A 16,582-nucleotide genomic window follows, 5' to 3' on the forward strand; every position below is an offset into this window, starting at 1 on the left:
GCGGGTCTCATGCGCGCGCCAAGGTGGCCGACTTTTGCGCCGCCAAGTGGCCGGTTTTTACTCCGCCGTTGACAGCATGCTCGGCCATGGGCAGTCGGCGCTTCGTCATGAAAGAAGAAGCTCATGATTTGCAGAAAACAGGAATCCCTCCTGCAACCGGATTTGCTCCAGGTACAGTCTCCACGGGTTCACAAAGGAGAGTGGTCACGCCGCAACATCGCACACCGCTATCGCAGACCGTGAAATTTACAGTGCCGTCATGGCTCTACATGCCACAACGCCATCCACGCTTCGCTAAATTGACGATGCCGTCCGCCCCGCACTCACGCATACGAATGTATACAAATATTCATGCACCAAAATGTTCTAGCGGCTAATAACAATGAGAGGTCCGATGTGAGTTACCCGCACGCCAAGCGCCGTCGTGACAAAGGCGAGTGCGCTATCGGTATCTGCAATCTTGATCGTGCCGCTGACACGGCGATTGGCGAGCGCGGAATCTGCAACAACGATCTTACCTTTCAGATGACGGTTCATTTCCTCAATCACATAGGAAAGTGGCGCGTTATCCAAAGCGATCTGGCCTCTACGCCAAGCCAGCGCAAGATTGCCATCGATCGGTGAAATCACGCGCTCCTGTTTTTCATAATGATAGGCGACCTGCTGGTCTTTGTTGACATAGACGGGGTTTACGCCTTGCGCATCGAACTCGACCTGTACCGAATGTTCCGTAACGGTCACTTCTGTGTCGGCATCGCCGTAGCGCACATCGAACGCCGTGCCGAGCGCAGTGACGCGGGTTAAGCCCGCCATGACCGTGAACGGTCTGTCGGCTACCGGGGCTACCTGGAAGAAGGCCTGGCCGCGAAGCAGGCGGATATTGCGGCGCTTTTCAGTGAAATCTACGGCAATAGCGGATGAGGCGTTGAGCTGAACCTCTGAGCCGTCTTCCAAAGTCACAAGCGGCATTTCGTCTGTACCGGCAATGACATCGGCTTGCAGGCGTATCGGACCATCAAGTGCGAAGAACAGGCCGGTGGCAATTGCAAGCGCAGCGAGGGTCAGCGAAACCGGTTTTGTCCGGTTCTGTGGCTTCACCTTGATGTTTTTAAGCGCTGGGTCAGCCTCAATGACGCGGCTGGCATCGCCCAGCAGGCGCTCCGCCGCGCTGTAAGTTCGACAGTTCTCGGGGTCGCGCGCGAGCCATTTTTCGAAATGAGCGCGTTCCGTCGGCGACTGGTTTGGGTCGCTATTGCGCAAAAGCCAATCAGCCGCTTCGCGGTTGCGCTTTTTCTGACTGTCACTCGTTGCCTTGATTGGCATGGCTCACTCCAGAGGTATCCATTAACCTCTAGACGATTGACATCTGGGGTTTGGGACTACCCGTGTTGAGATGCAGAATTTAGAGCATACGGTCAAGGCAATGGGCGAGAGCGCGGCGCAAATGCCGGTCTACCATATTGCGAGAGATATTGAGTCTGAGACTGATCTGGTCTGGCGTAAAATGGTGCAGACGGTGGAGAATGAAGACAACACGACGCCGTTCAGGCAGCTCCTCAATTGCCTCGCGCAGTTGCGCAAGCCGTGCTTCCACCTCCAGCGTATAATCCGGCGCGTTGCAGTTGCTTGCCATGGAAAGAGCTTCGCGCTCCGAACCGGAAAAGAGCCGAGCTTCCTTGGCTTCGCGGCGCTGCCTATCAATGCCGAGGTTGATGGCGGCCCGGCAGAGAAAAGCCTTGATCGAGCGTTTGTTGCGAAGAATATCCGGTCGCGCGGCCAGCTTCAGGTAAAGGTCATGCACCACATCACGCGCGGTGGCACTTGGATGCCCGCGCCGCCGAACTGCACTGGTCATATCGGCGTAATGGGCTTCCATGGCGCGATTCAGCAATTCGTTGCTGTCAACGCTGTCCAAAATGCGTGCTGCAGGTGAAGAGCTCGACATTGTCACACTATTCCCAAACCAGATATGGAGTTCCGCACACGCCTGAACTCCCCTGGCAACTGGCTATCGAATCTCAAAAAAACGTTCAAGAGCAATAGCTTATAAAAATGAATGTGCGCTGACTTATCGCGAAGAAAAACAAGACTGAAAAACTCATCTTTGTGTTTGATTTCTTTGTTTGAATTCCGCTCAGGACGGATGTGCCAGGTTGTAGGGCGCGCAATGATGCGTGCAAAAACAGTGGGCAGTGTGATATTTGGGTGACTCTGTTTTGCGCCCACAGTCCACCAAGCTCGCCGCCGAGCTGGCAGACGCTTTTCCTGGTTCCGTCCATTGGTCTTATCGAAAAAAGGCGGGATTTCACCCGTATTAGGCAGTGTCTAAAGCGGGATGCACATGGGGGTTCCGGTGACAGGATCCTGAAACACGACGCTCTTGACCTTGAAGACATCCTCGATGATGTCTGGAGATAGCACATCAAGCGGTGCGCCCGCCGCACTAATTTTCCCCGCCTTCAAGAGCACAAGATGTTGCGCATAGCGCGCTGCCTGATTGATGTCGTGCAGCACTGCGACGGCGGTTTTTCCACGCTTGGCAACCAGCATCGTGATCAATTTCATCAGTTCAATCTGATGTTCGAGATCGAGATAGGTGGTTGGCTCATCAAGCAAGAGGGTATCGCCCTGCTGCGCGAGCGTCATGGCAATCCATGCACGCTGCCGCTGACCACCCGAAAGCGTATCCAGCATGCGGTTGGCCAAATCCACCGTGCCTGTCAGCACCATGGCTTCGTCGCAAGCCTGTTGATCTTCCGCAGACCATCGGCTGAACAGCGATTGGTGCGGATAACGACCCTGCCGCACCAGGTCGGACACGGTCAATCCCTCCGGCGCCACGGGGCCTTGCAGAAGCACGCCAAACTTGCGCGCCATCTCCCGTGTAGAAAGCCGAGCTACATCACGCCCATCAAGCAAAATACTGCCCGTTGAGGGCTTCAGAAGGGCAGCGAAAGTGCGCAATATGGTCGATTTACCGCTGCCATTCGGGCCAAGCAGTGCCGTAAAACGCCTTGCCGGAATAGCGAGATTGAGGTTTTCCACGATAAGGCGATGACCGTAGGCAATATCCACGTCCTTGCTGGCTAACTTTGCTGAAGGCTGCATATCATTTGCCATGGCGATGTCCCCAAAGTAGATAAGCAAAGAAGGGCGCGCCGATAAGCCCGGTGACGATTCCTGCCGGGAGCTGTGCGGGCGGCACAATGACACGGCCAATCAGATCGGCTGCAACCACGAGGCCTGCCCCTACAAGGGCTGCAACGGGCAGAAGTCGTGAATGGGAGGCCCCGACCAGTCTGCGCGCGGCATGTGGCGCCACGAGCCCGACAAAGCCAATGTTGCCAGCAACCGCGATGACTGCACCGGAAAGCAGCGTGACCAGCAGAATCATCAAGCTGCGAACGAGATCAACCGGCTGGCCCAGGCTTCGCGCTCCGTGATCGCCAAATCGAATGAGATCCAGTTCGCGTGAAGCGAGAAAGGCCAGGATGAGCGGTATGATCAACCAAAGAGCAAGCATCCGAACCTTGACCATATTGGCATCGTAGACGCTGCCCGCCAGCCAGATCAGCGCCCGCTGCACATCGCCGATATCCCCGAAGGCGGAAAGGAATGTGGTGAAAGAAGTCGCCAGTGAGGAAAGGCCAATACCGATCAGGATAATACGCAGCGACGAGGTGCCGCTGCGCCAGGCAAGCGCATAGACGGCCAGCGCCATTGCCAAGGCGCCAGCAAAGCCCGCGACCTGCAAGAGCCCTACGGGTGGATCATTCATCAAAACAATCACGCCCATGGCTGCTGCTGCTGCCCCGCTGTTAATGCCCAGAACGCCCGGTTCGGCTAGTGGGTTACGCATGACAGCCAGTGTGATGGTGCCCGCGGTCGCCAGCGCCGCGCCCACCAGCGCTGCCAGCAGAACGCGGGGCAGGCGCAGATCCCACACAATCATTTCGCTTTGCATTTGCGCCTGCCCCGTTCGCGCCAGAACCCGATAGAGTTCATCCCAGCCCAACGGCACATCGCCAAAGGCGAGACTGGCTGCGACTAAAAGCGCGAGCGCGCCGATCAGGACGACAAGCAGCCGGATCATGCGTCTCCCCTTAGCCGGGTGCGCGCGAGATAGAGGAAAAACGGTGCGCCGATCAACGCGATTGTCACGCCAACTGGAAAGCTTTGGCTTCCAAAGACAAGCCGCCCCACCATATCGGCGACTATGACCAAAAGTGCCCCGGTCACTGCCGAAAATGGCACGACCCAGCGATAATCGACGCCGATGCACATCCGCACCAAATGCGGCACTAACAGACCGACAAAGCCGATGGGACCGGCCAAAGCCACTGCGCCTCCGGCAAGCAGAATGACCAGCGCAATCGATAACCCTCGCCAGAGAACGGGGCTCTGCCCGAGGGCGCGTGATGCATCCGCACCCAGACTGAGTGTGGTGAGATGGCGGCCAAATGGCAGCGCGGTGATTAGGCCGACAAGGATATAGGGCGTGACGGTTTTCACCTGCGCCATGCTCCGCCCCGTTACCGACCCTGCCGTCCACAAGCGGACTGCATCAAGTGTACCTTGATCGAAAATCAGCACAACGGTGGTCACCGAGGTCAGAAAGGTTGTGATGATCGCACCTGCAAGAACAAGGCGCAGCGGCGAATGTCCACCGGCACCGAGCGAACCCAGTGCATACACAATACCTGCTGCTGCGGCTGCGCCCACAAAGGCCAGCCAGACGTATAAATCGCCTATGCCAGTGCCATAGGCGGACATGACGGAAACGACCGCAAACGCCGCGCCGGAATTGATGCCGAGCAGGTCTGGCGAGGCGAGCGGATTGCTGCTGACGGCCTGCATGATGGCACCCGCAACGGCCAGTGCGCTTCCTGCAAGAAGTGCTGCAAGAACACGGGGCAGGCGAATGCCGGTGATCAGGATATGATCGCGCGAGCCATCGAAAGCGAATATGGCCGAGAGGATCTTGGCAGGTGGCATCGTAGCCGCGCCAAGCGCAACAGCACCCAGTGCAGCGGCTGAAAGCAGCAACGCAAGGCAGGCGAGCGCCAGCAGGCGACCGGCACCTGTCCCAGCAAGCGGGCCTGCCTTGAGGTCACTCATGGAGTGGCGAGGATGAAGCGCTCGACATCATCCAGAATGCGGTTTGCTGAACTGATCCCGTGGAAACTCTGCCATGGCCCCCGATCCACCCGGTAGGCGCGGCCCGCCTGCACCGCTGGCAGCAGCTGCCAAAGGGGATTTTCCGTAACCTGCTTTTCCAGTGCGTCATCGGGTCCGCTATCAAAGCCACTGGCGGATACGTAAAACAGCACATCTCCATCAAGATTGGCGAGTTCCTCCCAATCGGGCCGCTTGACGATGGTGTCATCCGTCACGGTTTCATAAGCGGTCCGCTTCACGCCAGCCTCATGCAGTATTGCGAAAGGTGCGTAAGCCTTGGGGCCATCAACGAAGACGACAAAACGATCAGGAGCCAACCGAACGGAGGATACAGTTAGCTTTTTGTCCTTCATGCGTTCGCGAACGCTCGCGACCCGGCGGTTGTAGGCATCCAGAGCATTCTTCGCGACACCTTCGCGCCCGGTGACCTCAGAAAGCCGCTCCAGATAGACCTTCCAATCCATGTGTTTGAACAGCACCGTTGGCGCAATTTTAGCAGCTTGTTCGTAAATCCGGGAATGAACTTCCGCTGACCCGATGATGAGATCGGGTTTGAGTGCGGCAACCCGCTCGAGGCTCGGCTCTTTTGGATTGCCGAGATCAACCATCTTTTGTGCCTTCACCACCTCCAGAACAGCGTCCTCAGTGATTGCCATATACGGCGTGGCGATAACCGGCGCATCCAGCTCGATCAGCATTCCAAGCGTTATCAACGGGTCCAGCGTTACGATGCGTTTGGGTGCTTCGGGAATGCAAAATGGCGGATTGTAGATCTCTTCAGTCAGCGCCTTTCCCGTACAGGCGGCCTGCGCCAGCGAACCGGTAAGCAGAAATGCGAAGAGACAGAGATAGAAGCGCAAGACAAACACCATTGATTGCCGGAAACTGAAAAACGGTTGCGGTGGCAAGCCCCGCAACCGAGTTGCTAAATCACGATTTTCAGCATCTTCTTATGCAGCGCCATTTACGGCACGGCTTCAGAATTTTGCTCGTACATTGAGGCCGACGGTACGGCGCTTGCCCGCCTGCCCATAAGGAAGGGAGTAATCAGGATCGATTTGCGTGAAATACTTTTCATCCGTCAGGTTCTCCGCAAATAGGGTAACCTGCCAGTTGTCCTTCTTGAACCCGACCTGCGAGTTCACGATAAAGCGCGAGTCGATCTTGTACATGCCGTTCGTGCCAAAGCGCGAGTTGTAATCGCTTGTGAATTTCGCATCTGCGCCCACGAAAATCCCGTTTTCAAATTCGTATCGTCCACCGAAGCCAAGGCTCCACTCCGGTGCTTCCGGGAAGGCCTTGCCGTTCTGCGATTCATTGAGTGCGGCTAGGTTGAACTCGATGAACTTGGTGTTCAGATAACCAATCGAGGCGAATGCGGTGAACTGATCGGTAACTTCCATGCTGGGCTCGATTTCAAAGCCCCAAGCACGCGAGTTCGCAGCGTTTGAAATAACGCGATAGCCCCCATCATTGGGATCGGGACGGATTTCCACCTGCTGATCTTGATACTTGGTATAGAAGAGATTGGCGTTCAGTGTCATTCGACCGTCGAAAAGCGTACCCTTGTAGGAGAGTTCAACGTTCTGCGAATATTCCGGGTCGTAGCTGCCGTTGGTCCGCGCAACACGGTCGTAATACGAGCCTCCAGAGCGGAAGCCCTGGGTATAGGTAAGGCCAACAGTCTGATTGTTATCCAATTCCGTTGAAATGCCGATCTTTGGTACGAAGTTAATTTCGTTGATTGAAGATGGATCTCCGTCCAGCACAGGATTTCGGTCAATGAGACCAAAATAGTTTTTCTGGTGATCCTTGTCATTCACATAATCCAGTCGTCCCCCAGCCGTTACAAACCAGCTTGGCGAAAATTCGTAAGTCGCTTCACCAAAAACAGCGAGATTGGAAGTGCGGCGGCGCTGTGTATCACTCTGCTGATAGAAGTCGAAGGCAACAATATCCGTCGCCCCGTCCCACTTTTCGTAGCTGCCGTAAATGCCGGTGACCCACTTCCACTTGTCACCCTCGTAGTTCAGGCGGAATTCCTGAGTGAAAATGGAATTGTTATCTTCGCCTGTAATCCCATTGATGACACCCGCAGTGCCGTAATCCACGGACCGGCGGTTATTGATGCCATACTGAAAGCCCGTTTGCGAGGTGAAGCGCAAGGTATCGGAGATATCATGTGTTACTTCGAGGCCGAGATTATGGGTCTCGATCCAACGGTATTCAGTGTAGGTGACCGGGCTGTTATTGAAATCTCCACGCCCAGTATAAAGACCAACCAACGCATCGTTGGGCCTATCCTTTGCGTAAGAATACGTTAAAACTGCACGGGTATCCGGCATTTCTGCCGGTGTAAGCAGCAGCTTTCCACGCAGAACGCCGCTAAAGTCATGGATCAGATCGTCATAATTGGCGTAGCTGCTCAGGTTGGAGTAATCCGGTTGAGCGCGTGAACGCTCGAACGCGCCGGAGATACGAAGCGCAACCTGATCTTCAACGATAGGCGTATTGTACATGAAGGCGCTGCCAAGGAGACGGTCCGTGCCAACCGTGCTGGAAAGCTCCAGCTCCTTCTCGAAGGTCGGATCTTTTGACTTGACGTAAACTGCGCCGGTCATGGCGGCGCGACCGGAAAGGGTGGATTGCGGACCACGATAGACTTCGACCTGCTCTACATCCCAAAGGTTGCGTGAACCGAAGCGGGCATTGTAGCGGGTCTGCAGAATGCCATCGATATAGATAGACCCCGCAGCGTTACCGGAGGCTACCAGACCTTCTGAGCTCATACCGCGGATGACGAAACCGGAATTGACCGTTGCGCTATCCATGACGTTTGCCATGCGGCGATAGGCTTCCTGCGTGGTGCGAATTTCGCTGTTTTCAAGGTTCTGGCTATTCAGAACGGCGACACTGCTTGTGGTGCCGCTGAGTGTTGATGTGTTGCGCGCGCCGTAGATGAATACAGGCTCCAGAACCGTTCCATCCTGTGGAAGGCTGCCAGCCGCAGCGGGTGTATTCTGGAGTGTCACCTGGTTCTTGCCGGCAAAACGGGCGTCCACGCCTGTTCCGGTCAAAACGGCTCTCAAAGCCTGCTCGGGCGTGAAGGTGCCTTTGACGCCAGGCGTTGTTTTGCCTTGCGCCACAGCGGCATCGAAAAGAATCTGAAGACCGGTTTGTGCTGCCAGACTATTCAAGGCCGGGGTCAGTGGCCCAGCTGGAATGGTGATTGTCTGCTGCGCTGTTTGTGCCTGCGCCTGCGCTTTGCCAACCATGGCTGGCATAACAGGCGCAAATACCATCAACGCCGTGCCTGTCATCAGGACGGTCGTGAGGCTAGCTCGGACCCCGCGTGTGGCGGAATAGGTCTTATTCATCGAAACCCCCAAAAACGATGCGGTGTCCCCGGCCTTGCGACCCACCGCGAGGAGCAGCTACATGTGCCGCTCGGGGGTAAGACGATTGACTTTCGCGATTTGGGACTTCGGTTCCGAAAAAAATAAAAAATAAGGAGTGAGCGCGCCAGGTGATGAGCCGTAAATGGTCTGAGGCTCTTGTCTACTTGCTGACGCATTGGCATCACGAAAAAATCGGAGGCCGCTTTTCTGCTCGATGCTCTATGCCACGCCAAGGTGCTGGCGCATGGCGAAGCGCAGTTCCTCGTCGCGTTCATCCGGCTTTTTCAACACACAGGTCGGGCAGTAGTGGCCCGGTTCGATGAGATAATAACGACAGCATCCGCCGCGCTGACGAAAGGTGTAGGAAAAATCCTGCTGGTTTTTGTCGAGAACGGTTAAATCGAAATAATGAAGCTGGCGGTTGAAAAGCGGCGAGCCCGACACTTTGACAATACGCATCGCGGCAGCTTTTGCGGTTTCCACATTGCCGAAGCGGCGACCGGACTCCAGAAAACGCCCAGCAATCGCATCCGCGATCAGGCGCCATAGGGCGGCTTTAGAAAGATGTGTGCGTCGATGGATGGCTTCGATAACCGGGTGGAAATGGCTTTCGATCTCCAACCGGAGGCGCTCTGCATCCTCAGAATCATCCAGGTTGCCGGGATAGAAGGCGTCGTCAAGAAAACGAACATGGGCGCGGCGCATGCGGTTCACTACGCCTTCATGCGTATCTTCCGCCGTGTAGAAGGCAAGCGCGATGCTTCTGGCAGCAAGGCGAGGCACAAGCCCGAAGCCAGCAAACAGCGGAATACAGGCTCCGGCAAAGATGTAGCTGTAATCGGCCATCAAGAGTGCGGCTGCGGTTCTGAGGTCCGTTCCTTCATGCAGTGACTGTTCAAACGCAAGAAACTCACCAAGCGTTAGGTCGTTTGCGAAGAAGTCTTCCGCTGTCATCCAGCCCTTGCCTGCCGGGCCAGTATCGGCACGCACATCCGGCATAAAGGTGGCCTGCGCTTCCAATGCGGTACGTACCAGCGCATCTTCTGCCCTCGTTACCTCGCTTGCAACCTTCATGACGTCACACCCGGCGGCGAAGCTCGCTTTCGCCTGTCTGGAACCAAAGAGTCTCTACACGCGCGGGTAGTGTGTCCAGTGTTGCGCGTTCAAGCATATGTGGACCTGTTACGTCATGTAGCTCAGTTGCACCAGCCACGAAATCTGCCCAGGCCGCCGCTGCTTGCCTGTTCACAAAGCGATCGCCATCGGAAAGGAAGATATGGGCAGGACAGTGCAGCCTGCCGCGGGTCGCATCATGCTGGTAAGTCTCGCATATACGAAAATCATTACGTAAAATTGGCTCGAAAAGCTCCATCGCCTCGGTATTGTTGAGGATTTCGGGATCGGTGCCACCCAGATCGATCAGCGCCTGGCGAAATGCTACCGGTTGCATGCTGTGGAACGGCTCGCGCTGATGGACCATGCGGTCGGGTGCGTTGCAGCCCAGAGAGAAGAAGGCTTCCGGTGCGGGCAGGCCAGCATTCTTAAAGCGGCGGGCGATTTCATAGCCAAGCAGCGCGCCCATTGAATAGCCGAAAATCGCGTATCTGCCGCGCGTATAGAGCTCAAGCTCCATGGCCAGCTGATCTGCCAGCGCATCGATCGAGCGTGGAAGCGGTTCGCCAAAGCGTCTTTCCCGGCCCGGCAATGTCACGGCGTGAACAGTCATGGAACTTGGCGCTATACGCGTCCAGTTGCGAAACAGGCCAGCGCCTGTTCCTGCTGGAGGCAGGCAGAGAAGCACTGGGCGAGAGAGCATTCCACTCATATTTCGATCTCGATATGGCCTTCTGGAGTAACATGCGGCGCGCAGAGCCTTTCCACATGATGCGCAAGCGCCGCCAGAACCGGTTGCTCGAACAGTGCCCGCACCGGCACCGGCACACCGAATTCTGCCCGAATCCTGCTCACAACCCTTGCGGCAAGCAGCGAGTGGCCACCAAGCTCAAAGAAGTTGGCATGTCCGTCCAGCGGCCCGCACTTCAACACTTCGGCCCATATCTTTGCCAGCGCTGCTTCTGTTGCCGATGGCTGATGGCCCGACGGCAGCGGGTCAAGCGGCCTCGCGCCAATACTGACGGTTGAACCGGGATCCGCAAGGCCCGCACCTTCTATCGGCGCAGGCATCTCCTCAATAAATGCAGCGAGTGTCGGTTCGGATGCCGATAGCATGGCGGAAAGGATGCTGACCAGCCGCTCAAGAAGTGCAAAAGCCGTTTCTGGTGAAAGAATATCGCGGCTGAAGCCAGCCATAAAGGTTAGTCCGGCTGAATGCGGCATTGCCCAAAGTGTGAGCGGAAAATGGGTGCGCTCATCAAAATCAATCCCGTCCGTCTTCAGCGGCAAGGCGGCGTTCCCGGTTTTCTGCGAAGTCGCAAAATTTTCGACCACGAGAAGCGTATCGAAAAGCGAGGTGCCCGAACCCTGGATACCTGCCAACGGCACGTAATCGTGCTCGCTGGTTTGCGCATGGGCAATTTGAAGGGCCGCAAGCCATGCACTCAGGGGCTGGGCCTTTTCGATACGAATTCGTACGGGTAGCGTGTTGATGAATAGGCCGATCATTGTCGTCGCGCCGTCCAGTGTTGCCGGACGCCCCGCCGTCGTTGTGCCAAAAACGAGGTCTTGGCTGCCGGTCTGGCTTGCAATCAGCAGCGCCAGAGCGCCTTGAAGCAAGGTGTTGAGGGTCAGGCCGGATCGGGCGCTATAGGCAAGCATGGCCTGATGCACGGAAACGGGCAGTTCCAGCCGTTGCCTTTCAAAGCTCGTTGGAGCGAAACTCGCGGTGGATTGCGCGGCGAGCAGCCGCGTTGCGCTTTCAAATCCTGCAAGCCGTTCGTGCCAGAAGCGAAGCGAGCCGGATCTGTCGCGTGTTTTCAGCCAGCCGATATAGTCGCCATAAGGGCGTGCAGGCGCAAGGCTGACCGCAACAAAACCAGCGCTGCGGCGATAGAGTTGCAGCACCTCGTCAAGCAATTGCCGGATCGACCAGCCATCCAGAATGATGTGGTGGTAACAGACCACCATTATTGAGCGGTTCTCGCCCGTTTTTATCCATTGAATGCGAATGAGGGGCGGGCGGCGCAGGTCGAAAGGCTGCGCGCGGTTTGCGGAAAAAAGGTCTGACAGGCGCTGTTTTTCAGCGGCGGGATCGGCCTGCGTCCAATCCAGTGTGGTAAACGCCACCGGGATTTGGCGAAAAGCAATCTGGAACGGTTCATCCCTTTGCTCCCAGAAAAAACCGGAGCGAAGGATCGGGTGGCGATCCAGCGCATCCTGCCATGCTGCCCGCAAAGCAGTGGAATTAACCTCTCCCGTTATGCGCAGCGCCGTCTGCGGCATGTAGAGGCCATCGTCGGGCGCAGAAATCGAGTGGAACAGAAGCCCTTCCTGCATCGGCGCAAGCGGGTAGATATCGGCTATATTGTTGCGATCAAGGCGTGGACTCGGGTTCTGCATAATGGCCTCAGAGATTGCGCAGGATTGCATCGAGATCATCCTGATCCAGTGACATATGTTTGAAGTCGGCAGGGCTATAGCCGGCCTCGGTCGATGTCAGGCAAAACTCGACGAGGCGTTCCAGACGGCTATGCAGCCGTGCGGATAATGCTTCGATCGTCGCCTTATCGTGAATGGCACGGGAGTAAGCCAGCCGGATGCGCAACTGGCCACCGCTGACAATCGCGTTTATGTCGAGAAGCACGCCCCGATCATTGTTTGCGCCACGGGCATTGCCCGCCGATTCTGCTGCGCGGGCAAACAGTGCATCGCCTGCAAAAAGCGTGTCCGTCTGGCCGAGATAGTTGAACCGTATCTCAGCAATATTTTCCAGGCACGGCAGCGCCACACCTTTTAGATATTTAAGAACACCATAGCCGATGCCGTGATGCGGAATGCGGCGCAGGCTCTCCTTCACGGCCAGCAATGTCGTGCGCTCTTCCCGCCCTCCGGTATCGAACAACACGGGGTAAAGCCCGGTGAACCAGCCCAGCGTGCGGGTGAGATCAGCACCTTCGAAAAGGTCTGGCCTGCCATGGCTCTCCAGAATAAGCCGCAGCCGGTTCTGGCCGGTCCACTCGCGGGTTGCCTGATAAAGCGCGGCAAGCATTACCTCTTCCACATCGACCGGGTAGCGGGAGGGCACCTCCCGAAGCAGCCGTTCGCTGAGCTTTTCGTCGATCACAAGATCGACAAGCGCGGTATCCGCAACGCGGTTACTGCCGGATCGGTCGGTCGGCAGCGGCGCCGTTTCCGCTTCGGCAATCGCGCGCCAGCCATCAATGTCTCCGTCGAAAAGATCAGTGCCTTGCAGCTTGGACACCCACGTGTCGGTTCCCATCGTGCGTGCGGGCAACTCCATGGGTGCCCCGGCCGCACTGGCCGTCAGGCATGCTTGCAGGTCATCCAGAAGAATGCGCCAGGATACGCCGTCTATCACCAGATGATGCGCGGCAACAACCAGCCGCTGTTCTTGTCCGGCAATGGTCACGAGCGTCGCGCCCCAGACCGGCCCGGTAGAGAGAGTGAAGGAGCGTTGCAGCGCATCCGCTTCCAGGGCCAGCACATGTTCCGCCTCTGCGGCCGTGCAGGCGACAGAGCGCAAGCCGGGGGCGGCTTCTATATCTGCCACCACCTGCTTCCATACCCCGCGGCTGCGGCTAAAGCGGCTGCGCAGCACATCATGGTTTTGGTGCAGAATATCCATCGCCTGTTGGAGAGCCGCCGCATCAATCAGCCGCGCAGGCCGCAACATCAAGGATTGGTTCCAGTGGTCTGGCTCGGCGTAGTTCTGCTCGAAGAACCATTGCTGTGCCGCTCCCAGAGGTATCTCCCCCGTTATCGGACCGGCTGCCGGCAGATCATGTGTCAGATCGTAAACCGAGGCCGCAAGAGCAGCGAGCGTTCCATATTGGAAAATGTCACGCGCAGTAATGGCCATGCCGCTGCGGCGCGCTGCGGCCACCATCTGCATGGCAAGAATTGAATCTCCCCCCAGGGCAAAGAAGTTATCGTTGCGTCCAATGGTATCCCGGCCCAACAGCTTCGACCAGATTGCCGCAATTTTGGCTTCAAACCCTTGCAGCGGAGTCTGGTCCTGCTCCGTCACCGTCGATTGGCCGGATGGATCGGGCAGGGCCTTGCGGTTCAGCTTGCCATTGGGCAGGCGTGGAAGCTTGTCCAGCACTGCAAACAATGTCGGTACCAGATGTCGCGGCAGTTCCTTGCCGAGATGGGCCAAAAGCTGCGCCTTTCCGATGGGGGCCGTGACCTCCACCCAGGCAGCAAGGCGCGCATAGCCGGTCTCGTCTTTCCACGCGTCTACCGCCGCGCCCGCCACACCCGGATAGCGCATCAGTACCGCCTCGACCTCGCCCGGTTCAATGCGGAAACCGTTGATCTTCATCTGCCGATCGGCACGGCCGAGATAATCGAGGTTTCCGTCCGTCAAGCGGCGCACACGGTCGCCGGTTTTGTAGAGAACGGGCGCTTGGCCGGAGGTATCGAACGGGTTCGGCAGGAAGCGCTCGGCAGTGAGATCTGCTCGGTTGTTGTAGCCGCGCGCAATCCCGTGGCCCGCCAGATAAAGCTCACCCGGCATGCCAATCGGCACTTCGTTCAGAGCGGCGTCAAGCACGTGCGCCGTGGTATTGCTGATCGGCTTGCCGATATGCACCGGCATATCGGCATTTTCGATCCGGTAGCCGGTGGAATAAGTCGTATCTTCCGACGGGCCATAGAGGTTATAAAGGGCATCAACCTGGCCGCTTCCAAGAATTGAGCGCACAAGGCTCGGCGGCAGGGGTTCGCCCGCAAGGCACACGGTTTTTGCCTTGGCGGGCAAAGGCCCGAAGCGCAGAAGCTCCGTCATCGGCGTCGGCACAGTGTTGATGAGGGTGATCTCATCGGCAAACGGTGCGTCTGGCAGTTCGAACAGGTCTTCGACAATGTACAGGCGACCGCCAGCGGCGAGGGTGACGAAGATTTCGAAGATGGAAAGATCGAAGCACACGGAGGTCGATGCCAGCATTCCGGCAAAGTTCTCTGGCGCAAAGGTTTCCAGCGCCCAATGGGTGAAGGCTACGGCATTGCGATGTTCAATCGCCACGCCTTTGGGCAGGCCTGTGGAGCCGGATGTGTAGATAAGGTAGGCGAGGTCGCTCCCTTCAGTTTCATCGGGAAGGGTGGTGGAAACGGTTGTCTCGCCGGTCCAGATCTCGTGGGGGTCGAGCGTGTCGATCGCGCCGAAATCGTCGCGGTTCTCTTGTGTCAGCAGCAGGGCAAGGTTTGCATCCTGTGCAACAAAGGCAATCCGCTCCTGCGGATATCTGGGATCGAGCGGCACATAGGTTGCTCCGGTTTCCAGCACGGCCAGCATGCAGGCGATCAGATCGACATTGCGGTCAAGGCATATGCCCACAGCTTTCCCTCGCTTGATGCCGCGTGCGGAAAGCTCGCCCGCAAGCACATCTGCCCGGTGGCTCAGTTCCGCATAGGTGAGGCTTCGCTGCCTGTCGGTCACGGCAATGGCGTCCGGCATGCGCTTTGCAGAGCAGGTGAAAAAGCCATGCAGGCTTTTTGGTTCTGCGTCATAGGTTTTGGTGGTTGCGTTCCACTGCGCAATTTGTTGGCGCTGCCTCTCGGGAAGGCAGGCTATTTCGGCTTGAATTTGCTCCGGTGCGCAGAGAAGCGCCTCAACCAGCGTGGTGAAGGCTTCGGCCATATGATGAATCGTTTCCGGGCGGAAGAGATCGCTGCGATAGATGAAGGTGCAGGCGAACCGATCGCCACGATGGCGCAGATCCAGGGTCAGATCGACTTTCGAGGTTTCCTGCGCCAGCACCACAGGTGTGCTTGTCAGCCCTTCGGGGCAAGGACCATGCTGTTCGTCGGCCTGCCAGGTGAACATGGCCTGAAACACCGGGTTGTGGCTCCAGTTGCGTTCGACTGAAAGCGCATCGACCACGCATTCAAACGGTGCGTCCTTGTGGCGGAAAGCGTCTAGAACCATTGCGCGGGTTGACGCCACCTGCTGCGTGAAGCTCGTGGAAGGTTCATGCGTCAGTCTCAGCGCCAGCGTGTTGACGAAAAGGCCGATGACATCTTCCAGCGCCCGGCTGGGCCGTTCGGAAACCGGCGTTCCGATCACCACGTCGCACGCGCCGGAATAGCGCGAAAGGAGTGCGGCGAAAGCAGAGAGAAGCACCATGAAGGGCGTCGCATCCCGTTCCCGCGCAAAGTGCATGACGCGTGCCGTGACCGTGGCGTCAAGTTCGAAGCGAACGCTGTCCCCCTTGAATTCCTGTCGTGCGCCGCGTGGAAAATCTGTCGGCAACTCCAGCAGGGGTGGCGCGTCTGCCAACAGGTTTCGCCAATATTCGATCTGCTCTTCCAGTGATTGTTGCCGCTGCCACGCGGCAAAATCGGCGTAGGAAAGCGTCAGCGGCGGAAGATCCACAGCCCTGCCTTGGCGGTTTGCATCGTAGATGCGCGTCAGATCGCGAAGGATCAGCTGAAGCGATTGCGCATCCGAAACAATATGATGGATGACGACGAGAACGACATGCACATCTGCCGCCAGACGGAAAACGCGCGCGCGCAAAAGCGGTCCTTGGGCCATATCGAATGGCTGCATGCTGGCTGTTGCCAGCGCTTGCGGCAAGGCTGTTTCATCAAGATCGATAATGGCAAAGTCCAAGGTCCCGGTGGCATCGATTTCGATAGCCGGTTGGCCGTCGCGATTGATAATTCGTGTGCGCAGGGCCGGATGGCGGGCCATCAAAGCGCGCAAGGCCTGTTCCAGCACACCCAGATCGAGCGTTCCGTGAAAACGCACTGCGGCTGGCACATTATAGGCCGCGCTTTCCGGATCCAGTTCGGCCGGCTCTGTTGCGAAAATTCCGATTGGTTGTGAAGAGGCATTGCTACGCGTCAGTCACGCGGATTTGGCA

11 protein-coding genes are annotated in these 16,582 nt (G+C 57.3%); all 11 read right to left on the reverse strand.

The genetic code is table 11. The annotated features are described in order from the left end of the window. Positions 1 to 366: 366 nt before the first annotated feature. Positions 367 to 1,323: a FecR family protein gene (locus tag E8M78_RS01640; RefSeq protein WP_137133401.1), complete on the reverse strand. Its 957-nt coding sequence runs from the start codon at positions 1,321 to 1,323 to the stop codon at positions 367 to 369. Between the two features lie 79 nt (positions 1,324 to 1,402). Further along, positions 1,403 to 1,945, reverse strand: coding sequence for an RNA polymerase sigma factor (locus E8M78_RS01645; RefSeq protein WP_137133402.1), 543 nt, complete (start codon positions 1,943 to 1,945; stop codon positions 1,403 to 1,405). Between the two features lie 380 nt (positions 1,946 to 2,325). Next, entirely contained in the window at positions 2,326 to 3,120 is a 795-nt protein-coding gene (locus E8M78_RS01650; RefSeq protein WP_246658184.1) for an ABC transporter ATP-binding protein, read from the reverse strand. Further along, positions 3,110 to 4,093, reverse strand: coding sequence for an iron ABC transporter permease (locus E8M78_RS01655; protein WP_137133403.1), 984 nt, complete (start codon positions 4,091 to 4,093; stop codon positions 3,110 to 3,112). The genes E8M78_RS01650 and E8M78_RS01655 overlap by 11 nt, the downstream gene beginning before the upstream one ends. After that, a complete protein-coding gene (locus E8M78_RS01660) occupies positions 4,090 to 5,118 on the reverse strand; it encodes an iron ABC transporter permease (protein ID WP_137133404.1) in 1,029 nt (342 codons plus the stop codon). Before E8M78_RS01660 ends, E8M78_RS01655 begins: the two co-directional genes overlap by 4 nt. Continuing rightward, the gene (locus E8M78_RS01665; RefSeq protein WP_246658191.1) at positions 5,115 to 6,047 is read right to left on the reverse strand and encodes an iron-siderophore ABC transporter substrate-binding protein; all 933 of its coding nucleotides are present in this window, start codon (positions 6,045 to 6,047) and stop codon (positions 5,115 to 5,117) included. The genes E8M78_RS01660 and E8M78_RS01665 overlap by 4 nt, the downstream gene beginning before the upstream one ends. A gap of 108 nt (positions 6,048 to 6,155) precedes the next feature. After that, positions 6,156 to 8,555: a TonB-dependent receptor gene (locus tag E8M78_RS01670; RefSeq protein ID WP_137133406.1), complete on the reverse strand. Its 2,400-nt coding sequence runs from the start codon at positions 8,553 to 8,555 to the stop codon at positions 6,156 to 6,158. A 240-nt stretch (positions 8,556 to 8,795) separates the two neighbouring features. Beyond that, positions 8,796 to 9,650, reverse strand: coding sequence for a ferric iron reductase (locus E8M78_RS01675; protein ID WP_137133407.1), 855 nt, complete (start codon positions 9,648 to 9,650; stop codon positions 8,796 to 8,798). A gap of 4 nt (positions 9,651 to 9,654) precedes the next feature. Further along, positions 9,655 to 10,401 (reverse strand): alpha/beta fold hydrolase, encoded by a 747-nt coding sequence (locus E8M78_RS01680; protein ID WP_137133408.1) that lies wholly within the window; start codon positions 10,399 to 10,401, stop codon positions 9,655 to 9,657. Continuing rightward, complete coding sequence (locus tag E8M78_RS01685) at positions 10,398 to 12,122, reverse strand: condensation domain-containing protein (protein ID WP_246658185.1); 1,725 nt, start codon at positions 12,120 to 12,122, stop codon at positions 10,398 to 10,400. Before E8M78_RS01685 ends, E8M78_RS01680 begins: the two co-directional genes overlap by 4 nt. Further along, positions 12,100 to 16,566, reverse strand: a complete 4,467-nt coding sequence (locus tag E8M78_RS01690; protein WP_137133409.1) for a non-ribosomal peptide synthetase — start codon at positions 16,564 to 16,566, stop codon at positions 12,100 to 12,102. The genes E8M78_RS01685 and E8M78_RS01690 overlap by 23 nt, the downstream gene beginning before the upstream one ends. Positions 16,567 to 16,582: the final 16 nt, after the last annotated feature.

It is taken from the genome of Rhizobium sp. FKY42 (assembly GCF_005222835.1).
Lineage (GTDB): Bacteria > Pseudomonadota > Alphaproteobacteria > Rhizobiales > Rhizobiaceae > Neorhizobium.